The 11,552-nt window shown below is 62.9% G+C and carries 10 protein-coding genes; 3 read left to right on the top strand and 7 right to left on the bottom strand.

Features of this window, described 5'->3' with window-relative positions:
* Positions 1–13: 13 nt before the first annotated feature.
* Positions 14–676, bottom strand: a complete 663-nt coding sequence (gene can / locus HY019_RS13830) for a carbonate dehydratase (RefSeq protein WP_290693048.1) — start codon at positions 674–676, stop codon at positions 14–16.
* A gap of 252 nt (positions 677–928) precedes the next feature.
* On the opposite strand from can, the gene HY019_RS13825 reads away from it, so the two are divergent.
* Complete coding sequence (locus HY019_RS13825; RefSeq protein ID WP_290693046.1) at positions 929–2,038, top strand: MBL fold metallo-hydrolase; 1,110 nt, start codon at positions 929–931, stop codon at positions 2,036–2,038.
* Here HY019_RS13825 and HY019_RS13820 read toward each other — a convergent pair whose 3' ends face one another.
* The 6 genes from HY019_RS13820 to HY019_RS13795 all read right to left on the bottom strand — a co-directional run bounded on the left by HY019_RS13820 (position 2,039) and on the right by HY019_RS13795 (position 9,386).
* Positions 2,039–2,815: a SprT family zinc-dependent metalloprotease gene (locus HY019_RS13820; protein ID WP_290693044.1), complete on the bottom strand. Its 777-nt coding sequence runs from the start codon at positions 2,813–2,815 to the stop codon at positions 2,039–2,041.
* Positions 2,816–3,078: 263 nt separating this feature from the next.
* Positions 3,079–3,687, bottom strand: coding sequence for a D-glycero-beta-D-manno-heptose 1,7-bisphosphate 7-phosphatase (gene gmhB / locus HY019_RS13815; protein ID WP_290693042.1), 609 nt, complete (start codon positions 3,685–3,687; stop codon positions 3,079–3,081).
* Positions 3,688–3,721: 34 nt separating this feature from the next.
* Positions 3,722–5,905, bottom strand: coding sequence for a glycine--tRNA ligase subunit beta (glyS, locus tag HY019_RS13810; RefSeq protein WP_290693040.1), 2,184 nt, complete (start codon positions 5,903–5,905; stop codon positions 3,722–3,724).
* Between the two features lie 2 nt (positions 5,906–5,907).
* Positions 5,908–6,828 (bottom strand): glycine--tRNA ligase subunit alpha, encoded by a 921-nt coding sequence (glyQ, locus tag HY019_RS13805; protein ID WP_290693038.1) that lies wholly within the window; start codon positions 6,826–6,828, stop codon positions 5,908–5,910.
* Positions 6,829–6,952: 124 nt separating this feature from the next.
* A complete protein-coding gene (gene lnt / locus HY019_RS13800) occupies positions 6,953–8,557 on the bottom strand; it encodes an apolipoprotein N-acyltransferase (protein WP_290693036.1) in 1,605 nt (534 codons plus the stop codon).
* A 10-nt stretch (positions 8,558–8,567) separates the two neighbouring features.
* The gene (locus HY019_RS13795) at positions 8,568–9,386 is read right to left on the bottom strand and encodes a transporter associated domain-containing protein (RefSeq protein ID WP_290694192.1); all 819 of its coding nucleotides are present in this window, start codon (positions 9,384–9,386) and stop codon (positions 8,568–8,570) included.
* A gap of 187 nt (positions 9,387–9,573) precedes the next feature.
* Here HY019_RS13795 and HY019_RS13790 point away from each other — a divergent pair, with 187 nt between their 5' ends.
* Both HY019_RS13790 and dksA read left to right on the top strand, forming a co-directional pair.
* Positions 9,574–10,617: a GTP-binding protein gene (locus tag HY019_RS13790; RefSeq protein ID WP_290693034.1), complete on the top strand. Its 1,044-nt coding sequence runs from the start codon at positions 9,574–9,576 to the stop codon at positions 10,615–10,617.
* A gap of 206 nt (positions 10,618–10,823) precedes the next feature.
* Entirely contained in the window at positions 10,824–11,552 is a 729-nt protein-coding gene (dksA, locus tag HY019_RS13785; RefSeq protein ID WP_290694190.1) for an RNA polymerase-binding protein DksA, read from the top strand.

Raw genomic sequence — 11,552 nt, 5'->3', positions numbered from 1 at the left:
GCCCTGGAATAAATCAAGCCTCGTCGGCGTAACGCTGCTTGAGCTTGTCGATGGCGTCGGCGTAAGCCTGAGCCAGGCCTTCTGGTGCTGCAACCGACATGCGCAAGTCATTGATCAGGCCATTATGGATGCCGTAGACCCAGCCGTGCACCACAACCTCCTGACCTCTCGCCCAGGCCTCATGGACCATCGTCGTCTGGCAGATGTTGTACGCCTGCTGCAAGACATTGAGCTCACACAGCGCGTTGTATCGATGATCGCCCTCTGGCACGGTCATCAGCCAATCCAGATGCTGGTTGCGCACGTCCTTGACGTGGCGGATCCAGTTGTCGACGATCCCGATGCGCATGTCATCCATGGCCGCACGCACGCCGCCGCACCCGTAGTGCCCCACCACCATGATGTGCTTGACCTTGAGCATGTCGATGGCGAACTCCACCACGGACAGGCAGTTCAGATCCGAGTGCACCACGACGTTGGCCACATTGCGATGCACGAACATTTCGCCAGGCAAAAGCCCGCAGATTTCGTTGGCGGGCACGCGGCTGTCCGAACATCCGATCCACAGGTACTCCGGAGACTGCTGCTTCTGGAGCCTGGAAAAGAAACCAGGGGTGCGTTGTTCAATGTCTCGTGCCCAAGCACGGTTGTTGTCAAACAGGTGATCAAGTTTCATGACAGACAGTGTAGTAAGGGATGCCCCCGATCCGGGAAAGGCAGGACAAAAGAACCGACTCCATCTCGGTATTTGCCATGATGACGAAATTGTTGTTGCACATAACAATCCCACCGTCTCCTCTTTCAGATGAGCGTCGCCGGTTCGGCTGATGCTTCTCGCCCGGGTCGGGTTGGCCCGGGTTCTTTTTCCCCCTCCAGCGGATCGGCATGCAGCAAGGCACAATGACTTGCCTCCATCTCGCTGTGCCCCATGCCCGCCTCCTCTGACGCCGCCAAGCCCGATTTGCCCACGCAGCCGCCCCACCCAGCCTTGCACTACCCGCTGGACAAGGCCCAACCGCAACCGGGCCAACTGATGAACATCAGGCCCGGCCTGCATTGGCTGCGCATGCCCATGCCCTTCGCGCTCAACCACATCAATCTGTGGGCGCTGGACGATGAACAGAACGGTCAGGCTGGCTGGACCATCGTGGATGCCGGCGTGGCCACCGAACCCATCCGCGAAGCCTGGCAGGCCCTGTGGGCAGGCGAACTGGCCGACAAGCCCTTGACGCGCATGCTGGTGACCCACATGCACCCCGACCATGTCGGCAATGCGCAATGGCTGATCGAGCACTTCAGCGCACCAGGCCAGCCGGCACGCCTGTGGATGAGCGCCACCGACCACTTCGCAGCCCAGCTTGCATGCGAGTCGACCACCGGTTTTGGCGGCGCCCGTGCGGCGGACTTCTTCCTGCAACACGGTCTGAACAAGCCCGAAGACGTCGAGAAGATTCGGGGGCGCAGCAACTATTTCAAATCGCTGGTGCCTGCCGTGCCCTACAACTACCGCCGCCTCATGGACGGCATGGTGCTGCGCATCGGCGAGCGCGACTGGCGCTGCATAGCTGGTTACGGCCACAGCCCCGAGCACATCGCGCTGTTCAACGAACGCGACGGCCTGCTCATCTCCGGGGACATGCTGTTGCCCAGCATCTCCACCAATGTCAGCGTGGTGGACATGGAGCCCGAAGGGGACGCGCTCGGCCTGTTTCTGAGCTCACTGGACAAGATGGCATCGCTGCCTGGCGACACCCTGGCCCTGCCCTCGCATGGCCTGCCTTTCACCGGCATCCATGCCCGCATCCAGCAACTGAAGGCCCACCACGACGATCGCCTGCGCGATGTGCTTGATGCGTGCGCGCTCAAGCCGTCCACCGCTGCAGACATGCTCCCCGTGCTGTTCAAGCGCCAGCTGGATCTGCACCAGACGACCTTCGCCATGGGCGAAGCCATCGCCCACCTGAACTACCTGTGGCACCGGGGCCAGCTTCATCGCCACCAGGATGCGCAAGGCACCCTGTTGTTCGAGAAGGCCTGATCAGTCCGGGATGATCGCGTGGCGCAACTGGTCACGCGGGCCGTCGAATTCCGGCATGATGGAGCGCACCACATCCCAGAAACGCGGGCTGTGGTTCATCTCACGCAGGTGCGCCAACTCATGCGCCACCACGTAATCGATCACGCTGATGCTGAAGTGGACCAGACGCCAGTGCAGCCGGATCGACCCATCGGCGCTGGCACTGCCCCAACGGGTCTTGGCCGATGACAGGCTGACCTTGCGCACCGATACACCCAACTGATCCGCATAGACCGGCACACGCGCCAGGAAGACCTGCATGGCCTCCCGCTGCAGCCAGGCCTGTACGGCGTCGCGAATCTGCTCGGCAGAAGCGTTCTGCGGCAAGCCCAGATGCAGCGCCCGTTGCGCCACCCCGGGCAGGCCTTGCTCGGCTTGCTGGAAAGGCGCTTGCAGCGCCGCCCCGTCCACACGCGGATCGAGCACCAGCACCACCGACTCGCCCATATAGGGCACGGTCGCGCCTTCACGCCAGTCGATGCGCGCAGACAGCTGCTTTTGGGCACGCTCACGCTGCTCGACCAGCTTGTTGCAGATCCAGCGCTCCTTGGCGCGCAAAGCGGTCTCGATGTCGACGGACGACACCCAGCGCGGCGCACGCACACTCAGGCCTTCCACACCGACCACCATGCCGATGCTGCGGCGGCGTGCACGCTTGATTTCGTAGGACACCATGGCCTTGCCCAGGCGGATTTCATGCTCACCTTGAGGGTGGCGGAACCAGGGCAGACCACTCACGGGATGACATTCGTCGTGCGCATGATGGGGCACGCGCAGGGCAGATGTCTTCGACGCCGGGGCGTCGTCAGGGCTGGGCACACCATCGCCCCGAACAGCGGGGTCAGCGGCCAGAGAAGAAGAGGACAAAGGGGGAGCCGCGAGCGGCGATACAGCAGCAGTCAAAGGAGGCAAGGAATGTGAAACGGCAGATACAGCCGACGCCGGATCAGCGCAGAGATCACCGTCTCCCCACAGACCCAGTTGCATCGGCTCGGAGAGTCTCAAGTCAACTCTCCCATATGGGTCGCGACCGGGCTGTCTTCGCCATGGGCCTTGCGATCCCGCAGGATGAGAAAGTCTGCAAACGCAGACAGATCAGGGTGAATGGTGAGGTCAGGCACACGCTGGCGCAGATCATAAAGATCGGACTCGCTCATCGTGGCCGCCTGGCCTGTGCGCACCAGGTGAGGCTCGCACCCCACGGATTGCGCGGCCAGCACGTCACGCGGCAAGTCGCCCACCATGGGCACACCATCCAGGCTGCGCCCGAAGCGCTGCCCGATCATCTGGAACAGCCCCGGCAAGGGCTTGCGGCAGGTGCACTGGTCTTCGGGGGTGTGCGGGCAGAAAAACACGGCCTCGACACGACCACCCACGCGCGCCAGCATCTGGTTCATCTTGGCATGCATGGCATTGAGCGCCACCATGTCGAACAGGCCTCGGCCTATGCCCGACTGGTTGGTCGCCACCACCACATGCCAGCCGGCGTGGTTCAGGCGGGCAATGGCCTCCAGTGCGCCAGGCAGCGGCACCCACTCGTCGCTGGACTTGATGTAGTCCTCGCGTTCGTGGTTGATCGTGCCGTCGCGATCGAGGATGACCAGTTTCATGCCCTCTCCGGGGTGGATGCGTCCAGACACCTGCTCAGGCCGCCAGTCTGGAGATGTCCGCCACCTGGTTCATGGCCTTGTGCAAGGTGGCCAGCAAGCCCAGACGGTTCGCCTTCAGGGCGGCGTCATCGGCATTGACCATGACGCCGTCAAAGAAGGCATCAACCGGCGCCTTGAGCACCGCCAACGCCTGCAAACTTGCAGTGTAGTCACCTTCTTCGAAGGATGCGCGTGCTTTTGGCGCAGCCGCCTGCAATGCGTCATACAGGGCGCGCTCGGCGGATTCCTTCAGCAGGGCCTCGTCAACCTTGGCTTCGACATGGGTTTCAGTCTTCTTGAGGATGTTGCCCACGCGCTTGTTGGCCGCAGCCAGCGAGGCGGCCTCGGGCAGCGCAGCAAAAGCACGCACCGCCGCCAGGCGACGAGGCACATCACCCAGGCGCTCAGGCTGCAAGGCCAGCACGGCGTCCACTTCCTGGGCGCTGTAGCCTTGTTCACGCAAGGACACCGCCAGGCGATCCGAGAAGAACACCAGCAGGTGCTCGGCCGGGTTGCTGATCAGCTCGCCAAACACGGGAATCGCAGCAGCCACCAGTTCAGGCAAGGCCAGCGGCAGGTTGTTTTCGACCAGGATGCGGATCACGCCCAACGCATGGCGACGCAGCGCGAACGGGTCCTTGTCACCGGTGGGCAACTGGCCGATGCCGAACAGGCCGACCAGGGTTTCCAGCTTGTCGGCCAGGGCCACGACGGTGCCCGTGTGGTTGCGCGGCAGCGCGTCACCGGCAAAGCGGGGCTTGTAGTGGTCTTCAATGGCGATGGCCACGCCGTCACGCAGCCCCTCATGGCGGGCGTAATAGCCACCCATGATGCCTTGCAGCTCGGGGAACTCGCCAACCATGTCGGTCAACAGGTCGGTCTTGGCCAGGCGCGCGGCCTGTTGCACCTTGCTGTCGAGCACGGCGAAGTGATCTTGCGCATCCACGGTGAACGGCAGCGTGGCCAGGCTCATCTGCTTGACGATCTCGTGGCCGATGGCGCGCACGCGCTCGGCGCGGTCACCCTGGGTGCCCAGCTTGCCGTGGTACACCACCTTGGCCAGCCCATCCACACGGGACTCCAGGGTCTTCTTGCGATCCTGATCGAAGAAGAACTTGGCGTCGGCCAGACGGGGGCGCACAACGCGCTCGTTGCCACCCACCACGGCGCTGGCATCGTCAGGCTTGATGTTGCTGACGATCAGGAACTGGTTGGTCAGCTTGCCCGAGGTGTCCAGCAGCGGGAAATACTTCTGGTTGGCCTTCATCGTGAGGATCAGGCACTCCTGGGGTACGGCCAGGAAGGCCTCTTCAAAGCGACCAGTCAACACATTGGGGCGCTCGACCAGGGCCGTCACCTCGTCCAGCAAGGCATCGTCTTCGATAGGCTTGAGGTTGGTACCCGCCTTGGCCGCAGCTGCAGCCAACTGGCGCTCGATCTCGGCGCGGCGCTCGGCAAAGCTGGCGATCACGGCACCCTCGTGCAGCAACTGCTCGGCATAGGTGTCGGCCGTCAGCAAAATGATCTTGTCGACACGGGCTTCAAAGCGGTGGCCACGCGTGCTACGGCCGGCCTTCAGGCCAAGCGCGGCCACGGCCACTTCCTGGTCACCATGCAAGGCGACCAGACCATGCGCCGGACGCACGAAGTTCACGCTGGTCCAGCCTGGCTGGAAGTGGGCGCCCTCGCCTTGCTCCAGCTGGTAGGTCATGACCTTGGGGATGGGCAGCTTGGCGATGCTCTCGTCCAGCGCCTTTTGCAGCCCCTCGGCCAAGGATGCGCCAGGTTTGATGCTGTCAAAGAACAGGGCCTCGGCCTTGCCATCAAGGGCACGCTTGAGGCCAGGCACGACTTCAGGGCCTGCGCCCAGGGCGGCGAGTTTCTTGAGCAAGGCAGGCGTGGCCTGGCCAGCCGCGTCCAGGCCTACGGCCACGGGCATCAGCTTTTGCTGCACGGCCTGATCGGCCGCCTTGGCAGCCACATGGCTGACATGCACGGCCAAACGGCGCGGCGAAGCGAAAGCCGTCACCACGGCATCGGCCGTGGCCAGGCCTTGGGCCTTGAGGCTGTCGGCCAGCACCTGGGCAAAAGACTCACCCAGCTTCTTGAGCGCCTTGGGCGGCAGCTCTTCGACAAACAGTTCGACGAGGAGGTTGGCCTTGTGGTTGGAGGACGTCATGCTCAGGCAGCCTTCTTGTTTTGGAGTTGTTCGATCACTTCATCTGCCCAGGCCTTGGGGGCCATCGGGAAGCCCAGACGCGCGCGGCTGTCCAGGTAGCTGGCCGCCACGGCGCGCGCCAGATTGCGGATGCGGCCGATGTAGGCAGCACGCTCGGTCACCGAGATGGCACCACGGGCATCCAGCAAGTTGAAGGTGTGCGCAGCCTTGAGCACTTGCTCGTAAGCCGGCAGGGCCAGTTGCTGATCCATCAGGTACTTGGCCTGGGTCTCGTAATTGGTGAACGCGTCCAGCAAGAAGTCGACGTTGCTGTGCTCGAAGTTGTAGGTGGATTGCTCGACCTCGTTCTGGTGGAACACATCGCCATACTTGACACCGGGCGAATAGACCAGGTCGTACACGCTCTCCACGCCTTGCAGGTACATGGCCAGGCGTTCCAGACCATACGTGATCTCACCGGTGATGGGCTTGCAGTCAATGCCGCCCACTTGCTGGAAGTAAGTGAACTGTGTCACCTCCATGCCGTTGAGCCAGACTTCCCACCCCAGACCCCAGGCACCCAGCGTGGGGTTCTCCCAGTCGTCTTCCACGAAGCGGATGTCGTTCTTCTTCAGGTCAAAGCCCAGCGCCTCCAGCGAGCCCAGGTACAGCTCCAGGATGTTGCTGGGTGCAGGCTTGAGCACGACCTGGTACTGGTAGTAGTGCTGCAGGCGGTTGGGGTTCTCGCCATAACGGCCATCCTTGGGGCGGCGGCTCGGTTGCACATAAGCAGCCTTCCAGGGCTCCGGGCCCAGGGCGCGCAAGAAGGTGGCGGTATGGCTGGTGCCTGCGCCCACTTCCATGTCGTAGGGTTGCAGCAGCGTGCAGCCCTGGGCGTCCCAGTAGCTTTGCAAACGCAGGATCAGTTGCTGGAAGGTCAGCATGGTGTTGCCTTGTGTGATACAGGACGCTGCAAGGCGCGCCCTTGATCGGTGGATGTGTGTTGTTCTGTCTCACACAGCGGGGGCGCAAAACAAGCGCGCCAGACCCGAGTGCAAAAGCTCGATTCTAGTGAATGACGGGGCTGTTCCCGCCAGGAGGCTCAGGCGTGCGGTTTCGCACGCCCGCGCACCCGGCGGCAATCAGCACCATGGCCAGCCCGAACAGGGGCCACAAGGCCCATCGCGAGGCCCACCAGGCAAAGGGCGTCACGCCCGATCGCCCCTGCACAGAGGCCTCCAGCACGCCGCGTGTATTGGTAGGCAAGGCATGCGTCACGTGCCCGGTATGGTCAATCACCACCGTCGCCCCTGTGTTGGTGGCGCGCAGCGTGGGCAACTGGAACTCCAGCGAACGCATGCGGGCGATCTGCAAGTGCTGCGCAATGGCCACGCGCTCGCCAAACCAGGCCAGGTTGCTCACGTTGACCAGGATCGTGGGCGCCACGGCCTCATCCTTGAAGCGCGCGGCGATCTCCTCGCCATACAAGTCTTCGTAGCAGATATTGGGCGCCACGCGCTGGTCCAGCACGGCAAAAGGCGGCGCATTCAGCGGCCCGCGGCTGAAGTCCCCCAGCGGCATGTTCATCATCTGCACGAACCAGTGAAAGCCCAAGGGGATGAACTCGCCAAAGGGCACCAGATGGTGCTTGTTGTAGCGGTACATGCCCTGCGGTGTTGCCATCGAATCGGCAGACAGGCCCGCCACCGAGTTGGTGTAGCCCTGCTCGAAGTCGCCCAGCGGCACACCAATGAGGGCAAACCGATGGCTTGCCGGGCCAAAGGCGCTTTTGATCTGATCCCAATAGCCCTCGGGCAGCTGCATGGGCAGCAGCGGAATGGCCGTCTCTGGCGCAACCACCAACTGCCCCTGGGCAGTCAGGATCTGCCGGCCATGCCAGATCAACATGGGCACCTGCCGTTCGGACACGAACTTCTCGTCCTGCGGCACATTGCCTTGCAGCAGCGAAACGCTCAAGGGCCGGCCATGGGCTTGCGTGAACACCTGCGTGGGCATGAACGCCAACACCGCCACACCCAACCCGAGCAACATGGGCACCCCCACCCGCACCAGGGCGACCGCGCCACCCAGCACGGACCACACCAGCAGGGCCACAGCCAAAGCCCAGACGCAGCCAAGGCCATACACCCCCAGCCAGGGCGCCAGCTTGACCAGGGGCACGGCCAACATGCCGTAACCGCTTGCGCCCCACGGGAAGCCCGTGAAGATCACGGCGCGCGCCATCTCGGCCAGCAGCCACAAGCCCGCGAACAGCAAGGCGTCGGCCCACCAGACGTGGCAGCGCCAACGTGCCCAGCCCCAGCCAACCAGCGCCATGTACAAGGACAAGGCCGCACACAAGCCCACCACAGCCGTGGCCGCCAGCCAGCCAGGCAACTCGCCATAACGGTGCAGGCTCACATACATCCAGCCTGTGGCACCGACGAGCCAGACCGTGCCGTACGCCCAGACGGTGGCCGCAGCCTTGCCCGGCTTCAGGTCCTCACGCCAGAGCACCCACAGCAGCAGGCCCAGCGCCAGCGTCTGAAGCAACGCGGGCGCAGCCTCATGCCAGCCCTGACACCAGGGCGACAACGAAAACGCATGGAACGCCCCAGCCCCAATGGCCCAGGCCAGCGCACGATGGCGCCACCACGGCGCAGACTGCGTCATGTAAGGCGCCTCACTGTTCAGCGGTTTCGGTCACGTCGGGCGCGCGTGTCACCTTGAACCAGCGCACGGCCCCGCCTCGCGCCAGCATGACGGCAAACCGCAAGCCACCGATGTCCACATGCTCACCCCGACGAGGCACGCGCCCCAGTTCGTGGGCGACCAGGCCACCAATGGTGTCGAAGTCCTCTTCGGGCAGGTTCGTCTCGAACATTTCATTCACGGACACGATCGCCGTGTCCCCTGCCACACGCTGGCTGCCATCTGCCAGGGTGAAGATGCTCGACTGGATGTCCTCCTCATCGAACTCGTCTTCGATTTCCCCGACGATCTCCTCCAGCACATCTTCGATGGTGATGAGGCCGGCTGCCTTGCCGAACTCGTCGATCACGATGGCCATGTGGCTGCGGTTGGAGCGGAACTCGCGCAACAACTCGTTGAGCCCCTTGGACTCCGGCACAAACACCGGCGCGCGCAGCAAGGTACGCAGGTTCAGCTCGGGCGCCCGCTGCAGCTTGAGCAGGTCCTTGGCCATCAGCATGCCGATGATGTTGTCGCGCGAGCCATCGAACACGGGGAAACGGGAATGACCAGTTGAAATCACCTGGCCCAGCAATTCGTCGTAGGGCGAGTCGATGTCCAGCAGGTCCATGCGCTTGACGGCGACCATCACGTCACCCGCCGTCATGCTGGCCATGCGGATCACGCCCTCCAGCATCACACGGGATTCGGGCTCGATCAGCTCACGGTGCTCGGCATCAGCCAGCGTTGCGATCAGTTCTGCCGTGGAGTCCGGCCCTGGTGAGAGGAATTCCACCAGGCGAACAAACAGGCTGCGTTGATCACGCTCCCGCTTGTGGGGATGCGCATGATTTTTGTCGCCCTTGGAGGGCCGACTATGGGAAGGTTCGGACACGGCGGGGGTGTCGTGGTTGGGATGCCGCAAGAATACCCTATGGTCGCGTCAATTCAGTCACAGCCTCCGCTCAGGGCGCGCAACACAGGGCTACACTTGTGCTATGAGCCTGATTCCTGTCACCATCCTCACCGGTTTCCTGGGCAGCGGTAAAACCACCCTGCTCAAGCGCGTCCTCACCGAAGCCCACGGGCAGCGCATTGCTGTCATCGAAAACGAGTTCGGCGAAGAAAACATCGACAACGAGATCCTGGTTGCCGATACCGAAGAGCAGATCATCCAGATGAACAACGGTTGCATCTGCTGCACGATCCGCGAAGACCTGCGCGAAACCCTGGCCGACCTGGCCAAGCAAAAGCGCGCCGGCACCCTGACTTTCGACCGCGTGGTGATCGAGACCACCGGTGTGGCCGACCCGGGCCCGGTCGCCCAGACCTTCTTCATGGACGACGAGATCGCCGAGTTGTACCTGCTCGACGCCATCGTCACCCTGGTGGATGCCAAGCACGGCGACAAGCAGCTGGATGAGCGCCAGGAAGCGCGCCGCCAGGTCGGGTTCGCCGACCAGATCTTCATGAGCAAGACCGATCTGGTCAGCCAGGAAGAGGCCGACGCCCTGTCCCACCGAATCAAGCACATGAACCCGCGTGCGCCGCAAAAGCGTGTGCATTTCGGGGACGTGCCGCTCAAGGAAGTCTTCGACATCAAGGGCTTCAACCTCAATGCCAAGCTCGACATCGACCCCGACTTCCTGAAGGAAGACGGCCACGGGCACGATCACCACCATCATCATGACCACGATCATGAGCATGGCGAGCACTGCAACCACCCGCACCACCACGCGCACGACGACGACGTCAAGTCCTTCGTCTACAAGGCCACGCGCCCATTCAACCCCACCAAGCTGGAAGATTTCCTGGGCTCCATGGTCCAGATCTACGGCCCGCGCATGCTGCGCTACAAAGGGGTGCTGCACGTCACCGGCATGGACAAGAAGGTGGTTTTCCAGGGCGTGCACCAGCTGATGGGCAGCGACGTGGGGCCCAAATGGGCGCCCGGCGAGACCAAAATCAGCAAGATGGTGTTCATTGGCATCGACCTGCCCCAGGATCTGTTCAAGGCCGGCCTGGACCAGTGCCTGTCCTGAGGCCGAAGTAACCGAAATGAACACCTTGAGGGATAGTCTGGTGAAAACTGATGACAAGCGTGGCTACAATCCGCGCGCTTCCCGTGCTGGCGACAGCCAGAACGGGGCCCTCGTTTGAGCATTCTGGCGATGGAGCAGTACCTGGCCACGCGTTACCGAATCAAGACATCAGTCTGTGGATCACGCATTTTGGGAAGGAGGATCCTGTGACGAAAACATCCGCCTCTGCGAGCAAATCGGCAGCAACCACCTCGGCGAAAACGGCCAAGGCGAGCCCCCCTTCCGCCAAAACACCAGCCAAGCCCGCCGCCAAGAAGACCAGCGCCGCCACCAAGGCGCCAGCCGAGAGCAAACCCGTCAAAACCCCTACTCAAGCCGAGGCAAAGCCTGCCGAAGCTGTCGTATCAGCCAAATCCGTGGCTACCGGACGATCGTCGTCAAAAATCAGTACCCCAGACAACATGCCCACCCCTGCCACCAAGGTTGACACCAAACTCGCCAACGCCTGGAAAACCAAAGCCGGCAAAGATCTGACCGAAGCAGAACTGCTCGCCATGCCCGAAGCGGAGTACATGAGCGACAAGCAACTGGACTTCTTCCGCGCCTGCCTGGAAGCCCAGAAGGAAGACCTGCTGTCCAACGCTGGCGAGACGACCGAGCACCTGCGCGAAGACACCTCCATCGTGCCCGATCCGGCCGACCGCGCCACCATCGAGGAAGAGCACGCACTGGAATTGCGCACCCGCGACCGCGAACGCAAGCTGCTCAAGAAGATCTCTCAGGCCCTGGTCCGCATCGATTCCGGCGAATACGGTTTCTGCGACGAAACGGGCGAGCCCATCGGTCTGGGCCGCCTGCTGGCCCGCCCCACTGCCACGCTGTCGCTCGAAGCGCAGCAGCGTCGTGAACTCAAGCAAAAAATGTTTGGCGACTGA

This window comes from Aquabacterium sp. (genome assembly GCF_016195855.1).
GTDB lineage: Bacteria > Pseudomonadota > Gammaproteobacteria > Burkholderiales > Burkholderiaceae_C > Aquabacterium.
The sequence above is the reverse complement of the archived record's forward strand: the minus strand, read 5'-3'. Positions and strand labels throughout refer to the sequence as shown.

What these genes read in the sequence shown, in the direction of transcription:
- HY019_RS13825 (WP_290693046.1), top strand. Translation starts at nt 929, where the DNA reads ATGCCCGCCTCCTCTGACGCCGCCAAGCCCGATTTGCCCACGCAGCCG.
- lnt (WP_290693036.1), bottom strand. Translation starts at nt 8,557, where the DNA reads ATGACGCAGTCTGCGCCGTGGTGGCGCCATCGTGCGCTGGCCTGGGCC.
- glyQ (WP_290693038.1), bottom strand. Translation starts at nt 6,828, where the DNA reads ATGCTGACCTTCCAGCAACTGATCCTGCGTTTGCAAAGCTACTGGGAC.
- HY019_RS13790 (WP_290693034.1), top strand. Translation starts at nt 9,574, where the DNA reads ATGAGCCTGATTCCTGTCACCATCCTCACCGGTTTCCTGGGCAGCGGT.
- gmhB (WP_290693042.1), bottom strand. Translation starts at nt 3,687, where the DNA reads ATGAAACTGGTCATCCTCGATCGCGACGGCACGATCAACCACGAACGC.
- glyS (WP_290693040.1), bottom strand. Translation starts at nt 5,905, where the DNA reads ATGACGTCCTCCAACCACAAGGCCAACCTCCTCGTCGAACTGTTTGTC.
- can (WP_290693048.1), bottom strand. Translation starts at nt 676, where the DNA reads ATGAAACTTGATCACCTGTTTGACAACAACCGTGCTTGGGCACGAGAC.